This is a genomic window from Amycolatopsis sp. lyj-346 (assembly GCF_046548975.1).
Classification (GTDB): Bacteria; Actinomycetota; Actinomycetes; order Mycobacteriales; family Pseudonocardiaceae; genus Amycolatopsis.
In genome coordinates, this window is the sequence record NZ_JAJPWT010000006.1 from 17,205 (window position 1) to 35,139 (window position 17,935).

Annotated in this window: 20 protein-coding genes; 15 read left to right on the forward strand and 5 right to left on the reverse strand. The window is 70.9% G+C overall.

All coding sequences use genetic code 11. The features are described 5' to 3' along the window. The first annotated feature begins 82 nt into the window (after positions 1-82). The 4 genes from ACLJQE_RS20120 (at position 83) to ACLJQE_RS20135 (ending at position 4,036) form a co-directional block, all read left to right on the forward strand. The gene (locus ACLJQE_RS20120) at positions 83-223 is read left to right on the forward strand and encodes a hypothetical protein (RefSeq protein WP_410640835.1); all 141 of its coding nucleotides are present in this window, start codon (positions 83-85) and stop codon (positions 221-223) included. A 236-nt stretch (positions 224-459) separates the two neighbouring features. Further along, a complete protein-coding gene (locus ACLJQE_RS20125) occupies positions 460-1,620 on the forward strand; it encodes an acyltransferase (protein ID WP_410640836.1) in 1,161 nt (386 codons plus the stop codon). Positions 1,621-1,709: 89 nt separating this feature from the next. Beyond that, entirely contained in the window at positions 1,710-3,410 is a 1,701-nt protein-coding gene (locus ACLJQE_RS20130) for a CTP synthase (RefSeq protein WP_410640837.1), read from the forward strand. Continuing rightward, complete coding sequence (locus tag ACLJQE_RS20135) at positions 3,407-4,036, forward strand: NUDIX domain-containing protein (protein WP_410640838.1); 630 nt, start codon at positions 3,407-3,409, stop codon at positions 4,034-4,036. The genes ACLJQE_RS20130 and ACLJQE_RS20135 overlap by 4 nt, the downstream gene beginning before the upstream one ends. 111 nt (positions 4,037-4,147) lie before the next feature. Here ACLJQE_RS20135 and ACLJQE_RS20140 read toward each other — a convergent pair whose 3' ends face one another. Then, on the reverse strand, positions 4,148-4,666 hold the full coding sequence (locus tag ACLJQE_RS20140; protein WP_410640839.1) for a DUF1707 domain-containing protein: 519 nt from the start codon (positions 4,664-4,666) through the stop codon (positions 4,148-4,150). Positions 4,667-4,770: 104 nt separating this feature from the next. On the opposite strand from ACLJQE_RS20140, the gene xerD reads away from it, so the two are divergent. From xerD to ACLJQE_RS20170, 6 genes are all read left to right on the forward strand, one after another. Beyond that, positions 4,771-5,673 carry a site-specific tyrosine recombinase XerD gene (gene xerD / locus ACLJQE_RS20145; RefSeq protein WP_410641147.1) on the forward strand — a complete coding sequence of 301 codons (903 nt, stop codon included), beginning with the start codon at positions 4,771-4,773 and terminating at the stop codon, positions 5,671-5,673. A 146-nt stretch (positions 5,674-5,819) separates the two neighbouring features. Next, entirely contained in the window at positions 5,820-6,791 is a 972-nt protein-coding gene (locus ACLJQE_RS20150) for a ParA family protein (RefSeq protein ID WP_410640840.1), read from the forward strand. Continuing rightward, positions 6,788-7,213, forward strand: coding sequence for a cobyrinic acid a,c-diamide synthase (locus ACLJQE_RS20155; RefSeq protein WP_410640841.1), 426 nt, complete (start codon positions 6,788-6,790; stop codon positions 7,211-7,213). Before ACLJQE_RS20150 ends, ACLJQE_RS20155 begins: the two co-directional genes overlap by 4 nt. Next, the gene (locus ACLJQE_RS20160; RefSeq protein ID WP_410640842.1) at positions 7,213-8,115 is read left to right on the forward strand and encodes a segregation and condensation protein A; all 903 of its coding nucleotides are present in this window, start codon (positions 7,213-7,215) and stop codon (positions 8,113-8,115) included. Before ACLJQE_RS20155 ends, ACLJQE_RS20160 begins: the two co-directional genes overlap by 1 nt. Then, positions 8,112-8,975 (forward strand): SMC-Scp complex subunit ScpB, encoded by an 864-nt coding sequence (gene scpB / locus ACLJQE_RS20165; RefSeq protein WP_410640843.1) that lies wholly within the window; start codon positions 8,112-8,114, stop codon positions 8,973-8,975. Before ACLJQE_RS20160 ends, scpB begins: the two co-directional genes overlap by 4 nt. Further along, entirely contained in the window at positions 8,962-9,714 is a 753-nt protein-coding gene (locus ACLJQE_RS20170; protein ID WP_410640844.1) for a pseudouridine synthase, read from the forward strand. Before scpB ends, ACLJQE_RS20170 begins: the two co-directional genes overlap by 14 nt. Positions 9,715-9,723: 9 nt before the next feature. On the opposite strand, the gene ACLJQE_RS20175 is transcribed toward ACLJQE_RS20170, so the two are convergent. Continuing rightward, positions 9,724-10,053 carry a class I SAM-dependent methyltransferase gene (locus ACLJQE_RS20175; RefSeq protein ID WP_410640845.1) on the reverse strand — a complete coding sequence of 110 codons (330 nt, stop codon included), beginning with the start codon at positions 10,051-10,053 and terminating at the stop codon, positions 9,724-9,726. A gap of 67 nt (positions 10,054-10,120) precedes the next feature. Here ACLJQE_RS20175 and ACLJQE_RS20180 point away from each other — a divergent pair, with 67 nt between their 5' ends. Beyond that, positions 10,121-11,962, forward strand: coding sequence for a Xaa-Pro dipeptidyl-peptidase (locus tag ACLJQE_RS20180; RefSeq protein ID WP_410640846.1), 1,842 nt, complete (start codon positions 10,121-10,123; stop codon positions 11,960-11,962). Positions 11,963-12,064: 102 nt separating this feature from the next. Here ACLJQE_RS20180 and ACLJQE_RS20185 read toward each other — a convergent pair whose 3' ends face one another. Genes ACLJQE_RS20185 through ACLJQE_RS20195 form a run of 3 tightly spaced genes read right to left on the reverse strand, consistent with a single transcriptional unit; the run spans position 12,065 to position 14,154 of the window. Then, the gene (locus ACLJQE_RS20185; protein WP_410640847.1) at positions 12,065-13,258 is read right to left on the reverse strand and encodes a cation:proton antiporter; all 1,194 of its coding nucleotides are present in this window, start codon (positions 13,256-13,258) and stop codon (positions 12,065-12,067) included. Between the two features lie 7 nt (positions 13,259-13,265). Continuing rightward, on the reverse strand, positions 13,266-13,748 hold the full coding sequence (locus ACLJQE_RS20190; RefSeq protein ID WP_364733535.1) for a cation:proton antiporter regulatory subunit: 483 nt from the start codon (positions 13,746-13,748) through the stop codon (positions 13,266-13,268). 37 nt (positions 13,749-13,785) lie between these two features. Next, a complete protein-coding gene (locus tag ACLJQE_RS20195) occupies positions 13,786-14,154 on the reverse strand; it encodes a DUF4267 domain-containing protein (protein ID WP_410640848.1) in 369 nt (122 codons plus the stop codon). Positions 14,155-14,266: 112 nt separating this feature from the next. Between ACLJQE_RS20195 and ACLJQE_RS20200 the strand changes: the two genes are divergently transcribed. From ACLJQE_RS20200 to der, 4 genes are all read left to right on the forward strand, one after another. After that, positions 14,267-14,812 (forward strand): TetR/AcrR family transcriptional regulator, encoded by a 546-nt coding sequence (locus ACLJQE_RS20200; RefSeq protein WP_410641148.1) that lies wholly within the window; start codon positions 14,267-14,269, stop codon positions 14,810-14,812. A gap of 90 nt (positions 14,813-14,902) precedes the next feature. Then, a complete protein-coding gene (gene cmk, locus ACLJQE_RS20205) occupies positions 14,903-15,607 on the forward strand; it encodes a (d)CMP kinase (RefSeq protein WP_410641149.1) in 705 nt (234 codons plus the stop codon). Continuing rightward, complete coding sequence (locus ACLJQE_RS20210; protein ID WP_410640849.1) at positions 15,604-16,263, forward strand: lysophospholipid acyltransferase family protein; 660 nt, start codon at positions 15,604-15,606, stop codon at positions 16,261-16,263. The genes cmk and ACLJQE_RS20210 overlap by 4 nt, the downstream gene beginning before the upstream one ends. Before the next feature lie 16 nt (positions 16,264-16,279). Further along, the gene (der, locus tag ACLJQE_RS20215) at positions 16,280-17,746 is read left to right on the forward strand and encodes a ribosome biogenesis GTPase Der (RefSeq protein WP_410640850.1); all 1,467 of its coding nucleotides are present in this window, start codon (positions 16,280-16,282) and stop codon (positions 17,744-17,746) included. Positions 17,747-17,935 lie beyond the last annotated feature (189 nt).

Here is a 17,935-nt window from a genome sequence, read left to right on the forward strand (position 1 = left end):
TTTGGCGAAGATTGCGGGTCCGCGCCCGGTTTCAGCTATCTACGCCCTCGGCGGTGTCGGCGGTGTCACGGGCACGAACAGTGTGTACTCGCACACATCGTCGCTCAACGATGTGCGCGGTGGCAGCAACGGCTCGTGCGGTGGCGGCTCCCTCTGCACCGCCGTGACCGGCTACGACGGCCCGACCGGGCTCGGCAGCCCGAACGGGGCCGCCGCGTTCTGAGGCCGATCCGGGTAAGGGTCATCACGTGGACGGCGGCACGCTCACGTGGTGGCCCTTCACGCTGAGCACTAACATGATCACCGTACTCGCGCATCCCGAGCGGAAGTGGCATATCCGACACGCCCCAGAAGCCCCGCCAACAGGCGCTTCCCAGCGGCTTCATGGGAAATTCACAGAATGGGTGGCAAGTCTGACAACGTGAACCACGCCGACGACGGTGCCGGATCGGCGGCACGATGACGACTGCCCAAGCCACACTCGAGGCCCCCGCCCGCGGTACGAGACCGGGCGGCAAAGCGCCCTACCTGCACCAGATCGACCTGTTCCGGTTGATCACGTTCGCCTGCGTCATCCTCATCCACGTGGTGGGCGCGACGAACTTCGCGCAGGACGTCGGCGCCAACGCCGTCGAGACGCCGCTGCACTTCACCCGTGAAGCCTTCTTCGCGCTCACCGGGTTCGTGCTGGTGTTCCAGAACCGCCGCCGCGAGTTCACCGCCGGTGACTTCTGGCGACGGCGGCTCCCGCTGGTCGCGACGCCCTACCTCGCGTGGTCGATGTTCTTCTGGGCGTACTCGCTGGTCACCGGCGCGCAGCAGCCCGGCTCGCTCGAGGCGTCGATGCGCCTGCTGCTCAAGGACCTCGTCACCGGCGGGGCGTGGTACCACCTGTACTTCCTGCTCGTGACGATGCAGGTCTACCTGCTCTTCCCGCTGCTGATGAAGGTGCTGCGGGCGACCGAGGGCAAGCACAAGTGGCTGCTGCTCGGCAGCGGGCTGGTGCAGGTCGGCGTGACGCTGTTCATGACCTACCAGCCGTTCGGCGTGAGCTACGAGACGATCACCCACCTGTACGGCACGGTCCTGCCGTACCAGTTCTACACGCTGTTCGGCGCCGTGGTGGCCATGCACTTCGAGACCGTGCACGCCTGGGCGGGCCGGCACCGGCTGCTGCTCGGCGGCGCGTTCGTCGCGGTGCTCGCGGGCACCGAGTGGTACTACTTCCACACCGTCCACAGTGGAACGTTCCCGCAGGTGGCCAGCGACCCGTTCCAGCCGTACCTGATCCCGTGGTTCCTCACCGTCATCGCGGCGATCTACGCGTTCGCCACGAGGTGGGCGGCGCGCCGCCGGGAAGGCAGCCGCGGCGCCCGGGTGGTCTCGTGGGCGGCGAACCGTTCGTTCAGCATCTTCCTCGTGCACCCGCTGGCGCTGGCGCTGCTCGGCCCGGTGATCCCGCACGTCGCGGAGCGGTTCGGCGCGCCGTGGCTCAGCGTGATCATCTACGTGGGGACGATCGTCCTGACGATCGCGATCGTGGAGGTCCTGCGGCGGCTGCCCGGTAGCCGGGCACTCACCGGCCGTCCCCGGCTGCGTCCGGCGAAGGTTGCGGTTTGAGTCACCCGGACGGGTGGCCTCGGTCATAGCGGAAGGTTCGGGCGAGGCACAGCGCGCGGATCCGCGGCGGTGGGATATGCTGGCGGCCCGTGGGACTTCAGTCGCGGGCTACCAAGTACGTATTTGTCACCGGAGGCGTCGCCTCCTCTCTGGGTAAGGGACTCACGGCTTCCAGCCTGGGACAACTTCTTACCGCACGCGGGCTTCGCGTCACGATGCAGAAGCTCGACCCCTATCTCAACGTCGATCCCGGGACGATGAACCCGTTCCAGCACGGTGAGGTGTTCGTCACCGACGACGGTGCCGAGACCGACCTCGACATCGGGCACTACGAGCGGTTCCTCGACCGCGATCTCGACGGCAAGGCCAACGTCACCACCGGCCAGGTCTACTCCGAGGTGATCGCCAAGGAGCGCCGCGGCGAGTACCTCGGCGACACCGTGCAGGTCATCCCGCACATCACCGACGAGATCAAGGCCCGGATCACCGCGGCCGCCGGGCCCGACGAGACCGGCCAGTCGCCGGACGTCGTCATCACCGAGGTCGGTGGCACGGTCGGCGACATCGAGTCCCTGCCGTTCCTGGAGGCCTGCCGCCAGGTCCGCCACGACGTCGGCCGCGACCAGTGCTTCTTCCTGCACGTCTCGCTGGTGCCGTACCTGGCGCCGTCGGGCGAGCTCAAGACCAAGCCGACCCAGCACTCGGTCGCCGCGCTGCGCAACATCGGCATCCAGCCCGACGCGCTGGTCTGCCGGGCCGACCGGGAGATCCCCGAGGACCTCAAGCGCAAGATCGGCCTGATGTGCGACGTCGACAACGAGGCCGTCATCGCCTGTCCGGACGCGCGGTCCATCTACGACATCCCGAAGGTGCTGCACCGCGAGGCGCTCGACGCCTACGTCGTCCGCCGCCTCGGGCTGCCGTTCCGGGACGTCGACTGGACCGTGTGGGGCGACCTGCTCGACCGGGTGCACAACCCGAACGAGGTCGTGCGGATCGCGGTCGTCGGCAAGTACATCGACCTGCCGGACGCCTACCTTTCGGTCACCGAGGCCCTGCGGGCCGGCGGGTTCGCCCACCGCGCCAAGGTCGAGATCGTCTGGGTCGCCTCCGACGACGCGCAGACCGCGTCCGGGGCCGCGTCCGTGCTGTCCGATGTGGACGGTGTGCTGATCCCGGGCGGGTTCGGCATCCGCGGCATCGAGGGCAAGGTCGGCGCGATCGAGTACGCCCGCACCCGCGGTGTCCCGCTGCTCGGCCTGTGCCTCGGCCTGCAGTGCATGGTCATCGAGGCCGCCCGGAACCTGGCCGGGATCGAGGACGCGGGCTCGTCGGAGTTCGACGAGAACACCAAGCACCCGGTGATCTCGACCATGGCCGACCAGCGCGACGTCGTCGCGGGGGAGCGGGACATGGGCGGCACCATGCGGCTCGGCGCCTACCCGGCGAAGCTCAAGGCGGGTTCGCAGGTCGCGAAGGCCTACGGCACCACCGAGGTCTCCGAGCGGCACCGGCACCGCTACGAGGTCAACAACGCCTACCGCAAGCAGCTCTCGGACGCGGGCCTGGTCTTCTCCGGCACCTCGCCGGACGACCACCTGGTCGAGTTCGTCGAGCTGCCCGCCGACAAGCACCCGTTCTTCGTCGGCACGCAGGCGCACCCGGAGCTCAAGAGCCGCCCGACCCGGCCGCACCCGCTGTTCAGCGCGTTCGTCAAGGCCGTCGTGGACCGCAAGGTGGCCGAGCGGCTGCCGGTCGAGCTGCCCGAAGCCCCGGTGGCGGCCCGGTGACCGCGCCGGGCGAGCACGAGTTCAGCGTCGCGGCCAGCCGCGACGTCCACATCGGACGGGTCGTCGGCCTGCGCATCGACGACGTCGTGATGCCGGGCGGGGACACCGCGGTCCGCGAGGTGATCGAGCACCTCGGCGCGGTGGCGATCGTCGCGCTGGACGAGGACGACCAGGTCACGCTGATCCACCAGTACCGTCACCCGATCGGGCACCGGCTGTGGGAGCTGCCGGCGGGCCTGATCGACCACCTCGGCGAGGACCCGGTCGGCACGGCTCGCCGGGAGCTCGTCGAGGAGGTCGGCCTGGCCGCGTCGGACTGGGTGACCCTGGTCGACGTCGCGGCGTCGCCCGGCTTCACCGACGAGGTCGTGCGGGTCTTCCTGGCCCGCGGGCTGTCCGATGTGGACCGCGAGGTGCTCGGCGAGGAGGAGGCGGACCTGGTCATCCGCAAGTTCCCGCTCGCCGAGGCGGTCCGGATGGCCCTCGCGGGCGAGCTGGTGAACGGCGCCACGGTGTCCGGGGTGCTGGCCGCGCACGCGGTGGTCACCGGCGCGGCGTCGCCTCGCCCGGCGGACGCCCCCTGGGAGGACCGCCCGACGGCGTTCGCCAAGCGCCGCGAGTCCTGACCCCGAGCGCCCCAATGTGGCCTTGGTTGCGTTGAACGCACCCAAGGTGGCCTTCGGTGCGTTGAACGCACCGAAGGCCACATTGGGGCGCTTTGGTCGGGGGGCGCTGGGTCAGGGGCGCAGTGGGCGGCCTTCGGCGTCCATGCCGCCGTTGGCCAGGAGGACGATGCCGTCGATGATCGGCCAGATCATGCCGGCGCCGAAGGTGATCAAGCAGACGAACAGCTGCAGCAGGGCCAGGCCGATCTGGCCGGTGTAGAACCGGCCGACGCCGAAGGGCAGCACGATCTGCAGGACCCCGGCCACCGTCTTCGACCGGTGCGAGTACGGCACGGGCATCGATGGTGCGTACGGCACCGGCAGCGGCACCGGCGTCGTGGGCGGTGCGTACACCGGCATCGACAGGGGCATCGGCATCGGGGTCGACGGTGGCCCGAAGAACCCCGGGTGCGGCTGCGGCAGGTCGCGGAACAGCGGCCGCAGGTCGCCCAGCGTCGTCGCCGCGTAGGCGTCGGTCACCCGCGTCTCGTACTCGTCCGGCGTGATGCGGCCCATGCCGAAGTGATCGGCGAGCAGCCGCGCGGCTTCCTCCCGCTCGGCCGTTCCGATGCGAAGTTCGTCGGACCCCATGGATCCAAGGTAACCGCGTCCGGCCGGGAACGGGGTTTCTGCCGGGTCACGACCGCCGGGCGGCCTAAGGTGACGGCGTGGGAGCCGCGGGCAGCACCGTCGGCGTGATCGCCGCGTACCTCGACCACCTGGTCGTCGAACGCGGGACCGCGCGCAACACCCTGGACAGCTACGCCCGCGACCTGCGCCGGTACGCCGCGCACCTGGACGGCTTGGGCGTCGCGAAGATCGCCGACGTCACCTCCGCGCACGTCACGGCGTTCGGTGCCGCCCTGCGCGAGGGCGACGACGAGCACATGCCGCTGGCCGCGTCGTCGGCGGCCCGTGCCCTGGTCGCCGTGCGGGGCCTGCACAAGTTCGCGCACGCCGAGGGCCTCACCGAGCACAACCCGGCCCGCGAAGTCCGGCCGCCGACGCCGGCGAAGCGGCTGCCCAAGGCACTGCCGGTCGACGACGTGCTGCGGCTGCTCGAGACCCCGCCCCCGGACGGCGAGCGCCCGCTGCGCGACCGGGCGCTGCTGGAACTGCTCTACTCGACGGGGGCCCGGATCTCCGAGGCGGTCGGCCTGGACGTCGACGACGTCGACGACACCGAGCGGACCGTCCTGCTCGACGGCAAGGGCGGCAAGCAGCGGCTGGTGCCGATCGGCCGTCCCGCCCTCGCGGCACTGCACGCCTACACCGTCCGCGCCCGGCCGGCGCTCGCCGCACACGGCCGGGGCACGGCGGCGCTGTTCCTCAACGCCCGCGGCAGCCGGCTGTCGCGGCAGAGCGCGTGGCAGGTCCTCAAGGACACCGCCGAACGGGCGGGCATCACCGCCGTCGTCTCACCGCACACCCTCCGCCACTCCTTCGCCACGCATCTGCTCGAAGGCGGCGCCGACGTCCGCGTCGTCCAAGAACTCCTCGGCCACGCGTCGGTGACGACGACCCAGGTGTACACGCTGGTCACGGTCAACACCCTCCGCGAGGTGTACGCGACAGCGCACCCCCGGGCACTGGGCTAGACGGCCCTGAAAGCGGCCGACAGCCTTCCTAACCTGGACCGACGGTCGAGTGACATTGCCCCGTCGAGTCCGGCGCGTTGCTTTGCCGGGGCTCCGACTCCGGACATAGGCTGCGGCGACGCTGACGAACAAGGAGCTTTCGCGCCATGTCGACACCGAACCAGCCGGCCGTCCCGGCCGAGTCCGCCGGGTCGGCGGCGGCGAACCTCAGCCAGGTCACCATCGCCACGCCCGCCGTCCACGACGGCGACGAACAGCAGGAGCGCAACGGCAAAAAGGCGAAGCTCGAGGGCATCGGGCCCACCGGCCGCCCGATCCGCGAGCACCCGGATCCGGCACCGCTGGACAAGCACGGCCCGGCCAAGATCATGGCGATGTGCAACCAGAAGGGCGGCGTCGGCAAGACGACGTCGACCATCAACCTGGGTGCCGCCCTCGCCGAGTACGGCCGCAAGGTGCTGCTCGTCGACTTCGACCCGCAGGGTGCGCTCGCCGTCGGCCTCGGCATCCAGCCGCACGAACTGGACCAGACCGTCTACAACGCCATCATGGAGCGCTCGGTCAGTGCCACCGACGTGCTGATGAAAACCCGCGTCGACGGCGTTGACCTGCTGCCGAGCAACATCGACCTGTCCGCCGCCGAGGTCCAGCTCGTCGCCGAGGTAGGGCGCGAGCACACGTTGTTACGGGTCCTGCGTCCGGTCATGAACGACTACGACTATGTTCTTGTCGACTGCCAGCCCTCGCTCGGCTTGCTCACGGTGAACGCGCTGACCGCCGCGGACGGCGTGATCATCCCGCTGGAGTGCGAGTTCTTCAGTCTGCGAGGCGTCGCCCTCCTGATCGACACCATCGAGAAGGTCCAGGAACGCCTCAACCCCAAACTGGACATAGTCGGGATTCTCGCCACCATGTACGACCCGAGAACCCTGCATTCGAAGGAGGTCATGGCTCGCGTGGTGGAGGCATTCGGCGAGACCGTGTTCGACACGGTCATCAACCGCACCGTGCGGTTCCCCGAGACGACGGTCGCGGGTGAGCCGATCACGACCTGGGCGCCCAAGTCGGCCGGCGCGGCGGCGTACCGTCAGCTGGCCCGCGAGGTGATCGCTCGGTGAGCAGGCGCGCCTCCCTGCCCGGAGCGTCGGAGCTCTTCCGCATCACCTCCAGCCCCGCTCTCGATCTCCCTCCCCAGGCACCGCCCGAGCCCGCCGAACCCGTTGAAAACGGCAACGGCAAGGCCAAGGGCAACGGCCGCAAGGAGCAGCTCGCCCGCAGCGGCGACGCGGCCCCGCACGGATCCGGTCGGACCAAGCACGACGCGAAGATCACCGTGTACGTCTCCGGCGACGAGCTCCTGGCCATGGAGCAGGCCCGCCTGACGCTGCGCGCGAAGCACGACCTGGTCGTCGACCGCGGCCGGCTGGTCCGCGAGGCGGTGGCGGTGCTGCTGGCCGACTTCGACCAGCACGGCGAGGAATCGGTGCTGGTCCAGCGGCTGCGGGTGGTCGGCTCAGACGGCGGCGAAACCGAGGACTGATGGACGAGCCGGCCCCGGCTCCGGAGGACCAGGTTCCCGAACCGCACCAGACGGTGCACGGCGGGATGATCCCCGAAGGCGTCAACACCGAAGAGCTGAGCACGTCGAAGTTCAAGGTGCGGCTGGCCAACTTCGAGGGACCGTTCGACCTGCTGCTGCAGCTGATCTCGCAGCACCAGCTCGACGTCACCGAAGTGGCGTTGCACCAGGTCACCGACGACTTCATCGCGTACACGCGTGCGCTGGGCACCGACTGGAACCTCGACGAGACGACGGAGTTCCTGGTCATCGCGGCCACGCTCCTGGATCTGAAGGCGGCCCGGCTGCTGCCCTCGGCCGAGGTCGAGAGCGAAGACGACCTGGCGCTGCTGGAAGCCCGCGACCTGCTCTTCGCGCGGGTGCTGCAGTACCGCGCGTACAAGCAGGTGGCGGCGCTGTTCGGCGAGCTGGAGCAGAACGCGCTGCGGCGGTACCCGCGGTCGGTGGCCCTGGAGGAGCGGTTCGTCGGGCTGCTGCCCGAGGTCATGCTGGGCGTGACGCCGGAGAAGTTCGCCGACATCGCGGTGGCGGTGTTCCGGCCGAAGCCGCCGCCGACGGTGTCGATCGCCCACATCCACATGGGGCGGATCTCGGTGCGCGAGCACGCGGCGATCCTGCGGGTGATGCTGGCCGAACGCGGCCAGGCGACGTTCGGCGAGCTGGTCGACGACTGCGAGCACACGGTGGAGATCGTGGCGCGCTTCCTGGCGCTGCTGGAGCTCTACCGCGAGGCGACGGTCCAGTTCGAGCAAAGCGAGGCATTGGCCGAGCTGCACGTCCGCTGGACGGGCGGCTCGACGGAAGAAGCCTCCGCGGCGGCCGAGCTGGACCGCGCCGCCGGAGACGAAGAGGAGTACGGGTGAACCCCGAGGACAACGCATCGCCCGCACCACCGGAACCGCCCGCGGGTGAGCCGGTGGCGGCCGCGGCGGAACTGGCCCTGGACGAGGCCCTGTCCGGCGAGCCGGTGACCGAGGACGGCGACCCGCTGGACCCGCCGGCCCCGCTGGTCGAGGAGGCCCCCGCCGGAGACCCCGAGGGAACCGGGGCACTTTCACGTGAAGGCTCCGTGCCGGTGGAGTCCGAAGCCGCGGAACCGGAGCCCGAGCCGGAGCTCGGGCCGGAGGATTCCGCGTCCGAGCTGGTTGCTGCCGGGGATGCCGAGTCCGCGCCCGATCTCAGCTCCGACGAGGCTCTCGAAGCCGCGCTCGAGGCGCTTCTGCTCATCGTCGACTCGCCCGCGAGCGAAGAACTCCTGGCCGACACCCTCGGCCAGCCCCGGTCCCGGATCGTCGTCGCGCTGCGGACCATGGCGCAGAAGTTCACCGACCGGACCTCCGGGATCGACCTGCGGCGCGTCGGCGAAGGGTGGCGGTTCTACACTAGGGACGTCTACGCCCCGTTCGTGGAGAAGCTCCTGCTGGACGGCCAGCGGTCGAAGCTGACCCGGGCCGCGCTGGAGAGCCTCGCCGTGATCGCGTACCGGCAGCCGGTGACCCGTGCCAGGGTTGCCGCGGTGCGCGGCGTGAACGTGGACGGCGTGATCCGGACGCTGCTCGCGCGCGGCCTCATCGAGGAGATGGGGACCGATCCCGAGACGACCGGCACGCTGTACGTGACGACTGAACTGTTCCTGGAGCGACTGGGGCTGTCGTCGCTGAACGACCTCCCCGCCATCGCTCCGTTGCTACCCGAAGTGGACACCATCGATGACATCCAGTGAACACCCCGACGGCGTCCGGCTGCAGAAGGTGCTGTCGCAGGCCGGGGTCGCCTCCCGGCGCGCGGCGGAGGACCTGATCGTCGCCGGCCGGGTCGAGGTGGACGGCGAGGTCGTCACCGAGCTGGGCCGCCGCGTCGACCCGGACGCCGCGGTCATCCACGTCGACGGCACCCGCGTGAACCTGCGCGACGACCTGATCTACCTCGCCCTGAACAAGCCCAAGGGCGTGCACTCGACGATGTCGGACGACCGCGGGCGCCCCTGCGTCGGCGACTACCTGCGCGGCCGCTACGAGGAGACGCCCGGCGTCGTGCACGTCGGACGGCTCGACGAGAACACCGAAGGCCTGCTGCTGCTGACCAACGACGGCGACCTCGGGCACCGGCTGATGCACCCGTCCTACCGGGTGCTCAAGACCTACCTCGCCGAGGTCGACGGCCTCGTGCCGCGCGGGCTCGGCAAGGAGCTGCGCAAGGGCTGGGAGCTGCCGGACGGCATCGTCAAGGTCGACCAGTTCCGCGTCAAGGACATGCACTCCGGCAAATCGCTGGTCGAGCTGGTGATCCACGAGGGCAAGAAGCACATCGTGCGCCGCCTGCTCAAGGACACCGGGCACCCGGTGCTCAAGCTGGTCCGCACGGCGGTCGGCGACGTCCAGCTCGGCAACCAGCGCGTCGGCTCGATCCGGCGGCTGACCAAGGGCGAGGTCGGCTCGCTCTACCGGACCGTCGAGCTCTGACGCCGCTCGTCACCGCACGGCGGTGACGAAGCCGCCGGCGGTCGCGTCGTCGTCCGAGGGGCGGCCGTACCCGGCGGCGAGCTCGGCACGGGTGACCGTCGACGGCTGCCAGCCGTGGGCGGCCAGCCGGGTGCGGATCACGACCTGCGGGCAGAACAGCGCACCGAGCCCGCCCGGCGGTCCCTCGGGCGCCGCGTCGGGCAGCGCCGAGCGGCCCGCCTCGGAGAACGCGGCCGCGTACGGGTCGTCGAACAAGCGGTCCGGGCGGCGGCTTTCGGCGGCGCGCAGGGCGGCGACACCGACCGCCGTACGGCTCACCGCGGGCAGGGAGCCGGTCACGATTCCCAACGTACGCCCGACTTTCCGCCGTGGTGGGCACGGACTCCGGCTCGCTAGCGTGACCGGTATGCGACTCGGAGTGGTGTGCGGGATCCTCGCGGTGCTCCTGTCCGGCACGGTGGCCCCGGCCGCCGCGGCCCCCGCGGGGAGCGAACCGGTCCACGACTACGCGAAGGCGATCCGCGAAACCGTCTGGGTCGACATCGGCCGCGACGGGGACGGGGACGGCCGGTCCGACCGCGTGGCCGCCGACATCGTGCGGCCGGGCGAGGCGGCTTCACCCGTTCCGGTGATCATGGACGCCAGCCCGTACTACTCGTGCTGCGGGCGCGGCAACGAGAGCGAGCTGAAGTCGTACGACAGCGCCGGGAAACCGGTGAAGTTCCCGCTGTTCTACGACAACTACTTCGTGCCGCGCGGCTACGCCGTGGTGCTGGTCGACCTGGCCGGGACGAACCGCTCGGCCGGCTGCGCGGACGTCGGCGGCGCCTCGGACGTCGACTCCGCCCGCAAGGTCGTCGACTGGCTGAACGGCCGCGCGCCCGGCTACCGCGCGAAGACCGGCGGCAGCGCCGTGACCGCGGGCTGGAGCACCGGGAACGTCGGGATGATCGGCAAGTCCTACGACGGCACGATCGCCAACGGCGTCGCGGCGACCGGTGTCGCGGGTCTCAAGACCATCGTCCCGATCGCGGCGATCAGCTCGTGGTACGACTACTACCGCTCGGACGGCGCGACCTTCGGCTTCAACCCGGCCGGCCTGGCCCAGACGGTCGAGGCCCGCAACGGCGGGCAGAACTGCTCGGCGCAGAACCAGGCGCTGACCCGGGGCGCGACGGCCAACGGCGACTACGGGCCGCTCTGGGCGGAGCGGGACTACGTCGCCCGCGCGAGCAACGTGCGCGCCAGCGTGCTGCTGTCCCACGGCGTCAACGACCTCAACGTCAAGACCATCCACTTCGGACAGTGGTGGGCCGCGCTGAACGTCGAGAAGAAGATCTGGCTGTCGCAGACCGGGCACGTCGACCCGTTCGACTACCGGCGGGACGGCTGGGTGGACCTGCTGCACCGGTGGTTCGACCACTACCTGCTCGGCATCGACAACGGCGTCCAGAACGGCCCGATGGCCAGCGTCGAGCGGCAGCCGGACCAGTGGGCGGACCAGAGCGCGTACCCGGCGGCAGGTGTGGTGGCGACGACGCTGCGGCCCCACGCTTCCGGCACCCTCGGCACGGCGGCCGCCGACGGCACGGCGTCGTTCACCGACAACCCGAGCGTGGGCGAAGACACCTGGGTGACCAACCCGGGCAGCGCCGCGTTGCCGTACTCGACCGGAACCCTGGCCTCGGACCTGCAGGTCTCCGGCACGGCTTCGGTGACCGTGACGGCCACGCCGAGCACGTCGTCCGCCCGGATCTCGGCCCTGCTCGTGGACCTCGGCCCGGCGGCGATCCGCAACTTCGCCGGCAGCGGCGAAGGGATCAAGACGGGAACCGCCGAGACCTGCTGGGGCTCGTCGGCGCCCGGTGACGACGCTTGCTACCGCGTGGCGTCGGCGGACGTGAAGAAGGTGAACTACACGATCCTCAGCCGCGGCTGGGCGGACCTCGCGAACTACGCTTCGCTGTCCCAGGAACGGCCGTTGACGCCGGGAACGCCGTACACGATGACGTTCCGGCTGGCGTCGACGGACCACATCGTGCCCCGCGGCCACGCGCTGGCGCTGATCATCGGCGGCACGGACGGCAGCTTCATCCGCGGACCGGCCCAGCCGGGCCGGGTGACACTGGACCTGGCCCGCACCTCGGTATCGGTCCCGCTCGTCGGCGTGGCTCCCGAGGTGACCACCCACCCGGCCCCGGCCGGCGGCGCGTTCGTGCCGTCCGCGGGCCGGGCGGACCTGCGCTGACCTCAAGCGCCCCAAGGTGGCCTTGGTTGCGTTGAACGCACCCAATGTGGCCTTCGGTGCGTTCAACGCACCGAAGGCCACATTGGGGCGCTCGGACCGGCGCTAGTTCGCCTCGGCCGGGGCCGTCTTCGCGGCCGACTTCCGTTGCAGGGCGCGGGCGACCGGCTCCACGACCCGCGCCGCCGTCGGGCCGAGGATGGCCATCAGCAGGACGTACGCCGTGGCCAAGGCGGCCAGTTCGCCTTCGACCGCCCCGGCCGTCACCGCCAGGCCGGCGATGACGATCGAGAACTCGCCGCGGGCCACCAACGCGGCTCCCGCGCGGGCCCGGCCCATCTTCCCGATGCCCTGACGGCGCGCCGCCCACCAGCCGGTGCCGACCTTCGTCAGCGTCGTGACCACCGCCAGCACGATCGCCCAGCCGAGCACCGGCGGGATCGACGCCGGGTTCGTGTTGAGCCCGAAGACCACGAAGAACACCGCCGCGAACAAGTCCCGCAACGGCTCCAGCATGCGCGTCGCGTTCTCCGCCGTCGAGCCGGAGATCGCGATGCCGAGCAGGAACGCGCCGACCGCGGCCGAAACCTGCATCGCCGACGCCAGGCCGGCCACCAGCAGCGCCGCGCCGAGGACCTTGAGCAGGAACACCTCGCGGTCCGGGCTGTCGACGGCGGCCGAGACGTACCGGCCGAACTTCAGCGCGATCACCAGCACCACGGTGATCACCAGCAGCGAGATGCCGACCGCCTCCAGGCCGCCGAGCAGGGAGACGCCGCCCAGCACCGCGGTGAGGATCGGCAGGTAGAGCGCCATCGCGAGGTCTTCGAACACGAGGATCGAGAGCACCACGGGCGTCTCGCGGTTGCCGAGCCTGCCCAGGTCGCCGAGGACCTTGGCGACGATCCCGGACGACGAGATGTAGGTGACGCCCGCCATCACCATCGCGCCGATCGGGCCCCACCCCAGCAGCAGCGCGACGGCGGCGCCGGGTGCCGCGTTGAGGACGATGTCGAGCAGGCCCGCCGTCCACGAGCGGCGCAGCCCGGTGAACAGCTCGGCCGCGGAGTACTCGAGGCCGAGCAGCAACAGCAGCAGCACGACGCCGATTTCGCCGGCCAGGTGCGTGAAGCCGCCGATGTCGGTCAGCGGGATCAGCCCGCCTTCGCCGAAGCAGAGGCCGCCGAGCAGGTAGAGCGGGATGGGGGAGAGGCCGATCTTGCCCGCCAGGCGCCCGAGCACGCCCAGCACGAAGAAGACCGCCCCCAATTCGATCAAGGACAGCGCGGTGTGGTCCATCGGCCGCTCAGCCGTACTTGAGGATCTTGGCGGCGGCTTCGAGGCCCTCGCCCGTGCCGACCGCGACCAGCAGGTCGCCCCCGGTGAGTGTGAAGTCCGGCGTCGGCGACGGGTGCACCTGCCCCGCGCGCGCCACCGCGACCACCGAGACGCCGGTGCGGGTGCGCATCGCGGTGTCGCCGAGCGTGCGGCCGTCGAACGGGCCGGACGGCTTGATCGGCAGCTGCCGCGTGCTGATCCCCGGCAGGTCCCGGTGCTCCTCCGTCAGCTGCGCGACCAGCTGCGGCGCGCCGAGCAGGTTGGCCAGCGCGCCGGCCTCGTCCGCGGTGAGCGGGATCGAGGCGGCGCAGGCATCGGGATCGTCCGGTTTGGACACGATCAGCTCGATGTGGCCGTCCCGCTGGGTGACGACGCCGATGCGGCGGCCGGTGCGGGTGGCGAAGTCCTTGCGGACCCCGATGCCGGGCAGAGGCGTTACTTCGACGTTCACCCAACCACCGTAACCCAGGTGTCCGATTCACGGGATTTCAGCCGAGCAGCAGGAGCAGACCCGCGACGACCATCACGAGGGCGGTCAGGCCGTGGACCCCGAAGGCCACCGCCTTCTTCCCCCGGTGGCGAAGGACGATCAGCATGTCGAAGACGGGCCAGACGGCCGCGACGAGGATGACCCAGCCCAGCGCGTGCGGGTCGCCGTAGAGCACCAGGGCCAGCGGGACCAGGCCGGCGCCGATGTCGCGGCCGCCTTTGACGTTCAAGAAAGTGCCGGCGTTCTCGGGTACTTCGGTGAAACCGAAGCCCGCGGCGATCTTCCGCGGCGCGAAGAGGTAGTTGAGGCCGACGTAGATGATCCCGAGGCTGACGATCGCGACGAGGATGTAGCCGGTGACGAGCATGGTGTCCCCTCCAGTTTTCTAGCATCGCTAGGATTGCTAGCAACGCTAATCTAGCGACGCTAGTTTGTCTAGCAGTGCTAGCATCTGCCGTATGACCCAGCGACAACGGCGTGTGCGCGACCGGACCGAGCGAGGGCAGCGGATCGTCGCCGCGGCCAGGGAGCTCGCCGAGGCGGAGGGCTGGGACGCCGTCACCACCCGGCGGCTCGCGGGCCTGATCGAGTACAGCCAGCCGGTGCTCTACAGCCATTTCCCCGGCGGCAAGGACGCGATCATGACGGCGGCCGCGCTGGAGGGCTTCACCGAGCTGGCCGCGACGCTGGTGTCGGCCCGCCCCGGCGGGCTTGGCGGGGTGGCGGGGTCGTACCTGGCCTTCGCCGAGGCGAAACCGGGTCTCTACGACGCGATGTTCACCCTCGCCTCGGAGCTGCGGTTCGCCGAGGACGACACCCCCGAGGTGATGAAGGCGTGCTTCGCGGAGCTCCTGGCGGTCGTCGAGCCGGCGGCGGGGCGGCAGGACGCGGGCGCGTTGACCGAGGTGTTCTGGAGCACGCTGCACGGCCTCGTCACGCTGGATCGGGGGCGCCGGCTGTCACCGGCCCACCGTGACGAGCGCCTCGCGCTGGTGGTCGCGCGCTTCGGCGCGCGGCCCGACTGATCTCCTCCGCACCCCGACCGGCAGAATGGGGGCCGAGCCGAACGGGACGAGAACGCAAGGAGAGTGCCGGTGACGGGAGCCCTACGTGGTGTGGTCGCGCTGGACGGCCCCTCGGGGACCGGGAAGACCACCGTCGCCCGCAAGCTCGCCCAGCGCCTCGGGGCCGGCTACCTCGACACCGGCGCCATGTACCGGATGGTCACCCTCGCCGTGCTGCACGCCGGCGTCGACCCGGCCGACGCGAACGCCGTCGCCGCCGTCGCCGACCGGGCCGAGTTCAGCATCGGCACCAGCCCCGAGCGGCCCGAGATCCGCCTGGCCGGCGCGGACGTCGCCGCCGACATCCGCGGGCCCGAGGTCACCAAGGCCGTCTCGCCCGTCTCCGCGGTGCCGCACGTGCGTGAGCTGCTGGTCGCGCGGCAGCGGCAGATCATCGACGACGTCGTGGCGCACCGCGGCGGGATCGTCGTCGAGGGCCGGGACATCGGCACCGTCGTCGCGCCGGACTCGCCGCTCAAGGTCTTCCTGACCGCGTCGGCCGACGTCCGCGCGTCGCGCCGCAGCACCCAGGACACCGCGGCCGGGCGGCAGTCGTCGGTCGCCGACGCGCTGGCGAGCGTCGAGCGCCGCGACCACCTCGACTCCACCCGCGCCGCCTCGCCGCTGCGCGCGGCCGACGACGCCGTGCCCGTCGACACCTCCGAGCTGTCGATCGACCAGGTAATAGTCGCGCTGAGCGAACTGGCCAGCCACCGAGGTCTGCTGGCGGGGTGCAACGCAGAGGTAGCTCGATGAGAGCTGACGGGTTGCCGGAAGGCTCCGTCGGCGCACTCCACGACGCCGGGCGGGTCATCGCCCGGTATTATCTGCGGTCGGCCTTCCGCATCCGCGTGCACGGCCGCGAGCGCATGCCCGCCACCGGGCCGGTGCTGGTGATCGCCAACCACAGTTCCATGATCGAACCGCAGCTGATCTTCGGAATGCTTCCGCGGCGTTCGGCGTTCCTGGTCAAGGCCGAGATGTTCGGCGGGGTCGTCGGCAAGTTCATGCTGGCGATCGGGCAGATCCCGCTCAAGCGCGGCGAGATCGACCGCAAGCCGCTGCTGACCGCGGTCGGCGTCCTGAAAGACGGCGGTGTCGTCGGGATCTTCCCCGAAGGCACCCGCGGTAGCGGGGACGTCGGTGCGGCCGAACGCGGCGCGGCCTGGCTGGTCCGGGCCTCCGGCGCGACCGTGCTCCCGGTCGCGACGCGGGGCACGCTCAAGCCGGCCGACGGCAAACGGCGGTTCCGCCCGCGGGTGGACATCCTCGTGGGCGAGCCGTTTTCGCCGAAGGTCGGTCCCGGGAAAACCGGGCTCGACCAGGGCACCGAAGAGCTGCGCGGGGAGCTCGCGGCGCTCGTGAAGACTTTGGACGATTGGCGTACCGAAAACGGTTTCGGCTCGCCGTAAGGGAAACAGGGTAGTGATGGAAGAGCTCGACAGCGTCGGCGAGATCGACGGCACCTGGTCGGACGAGACCGAGTTCGCCGCGCTCGACGCGCAGATCGAGGCGGCGGAAGCAGCCGAAGAGGCCGCGCTCGCGCAGCCGGTGCTCGCCGTCGTCGGCCGGCCCAACGTGGGCAAGTCGACGCTGGTCAACCGCATCCTCGGGCGCCGCGAAGCCGTCGTGCAGGACGTGCCGGGCGTGACCCGCGACCGCGTCGCCTACGACGCCTACTGGGGCGGGCGCAAGTTCACCCTGGTCGACACGGGCGGCTGGGAACCGGACGCGACCGGGCTGCAGGCCTCCGTCGCCGCGCAGGCCGAGCTGGCCATGCAGACCGCGGACGCGGTGCTGCTGGTCATCGACGCCTCGGTCGGCGCGACGGCGACCGACGAAGCCGTCTCCAAGGTGCTGCGGCGCTCGAAGAAGCCGGTGCTGCTGGCGGCGAACAAGGTCGACGACGACCGGCTGCTCGCCGACACCGCGTCGCTGTGGTCGCTCGGCCTCGGTGAGCCGCACCCGGTCAGCGCGCTGCACGGCCGCAGCTCCGGCGACCTGCTGGACGCGATCCTCAAGGCGCTGCCCGAGTCGCCGCGCGAGGGCGGTGCCGTGACGTCGGGGCCGCGGCGCGTCGCGCTGGTCGGCAAGCCGAACGTCGGCAAGTCGAGCCTGCTGAACAAGCTGTCCGGCGAGGAGCGCTCGGTCGTCGACTCGGTGGCGGGCACCACGGTCGACCCGGTCGACTCGCTGGTCGAGCTGGACGGCGAGACCTGGCGGTTCGTGGACACCGCGGGCCTGCGCAAGCGCGTCAACTTCGCCGCCGGCGCCGAGTACTACGCCTCGCTGCGCACCAAGACCGCGATCGACGCGGCCGAGGTCGCGATCGTGCTGCTGGACGCGGCCGAGCCGCTGTCGGAGCAGGACCTGCGGGTGCTGACCATGGTCGTCGAGGCCGGCCGCGCTTGCGTGCTGGCGTTCAACAAGTGGGACCTGGTCGACGAGGACCGCCGCCACGCGATGGTCCGCGAGCTGGACCGCGGCCTGGTCCGCGTGCCGTGGGCGGAGAAGGTCAACATTTCGGCGCTCACCGGCCGCTCGGTGCGCAAGCTCGCGCCTGCGCTGCGGACGGCGCTGAAGTCGTGGGACCAGCGGGTGCCGACCGGCCAGCTCAACGCGTGGCTGTCCGACCTGATCGCGGCCACCCCGCCGCCGGTCCGCTCGGGCAAGCAGCCGAAGGTCCTGTTCGCGACCCAGGCCGGCATCCGCCCGCCGACGCTGGTGCTGTTCACGACCGGCTTCCTCGAGGCGGGCTACCGCCGGTTCATCGAGCGCAAGTTCCGTGAGCAGTTCGGCTTCACCGGCAGCCCCGTCCGGGTGAACGTCCGGGTCCGCGAAAAGAAGGCCAGGCCGGTCGGCGGAAAAGCCGCCCGGTCCACCAAAACCCGGTGAGTCATTTGCCGGAACTCGCGTGATCGGGGCCGGAACTCGCGTGATTGAAGCCGTAACTCGCGAGTTCCGGCTTCAATCACATGAGTTCCGGCCTCAATCACGCGAGATGCGACCTGGATCACGCTGGTCAGGGCCATGATCGTGAGGTCTGACACGCGGGCGTGACCCGGGGGATATCTTTTGGTGATC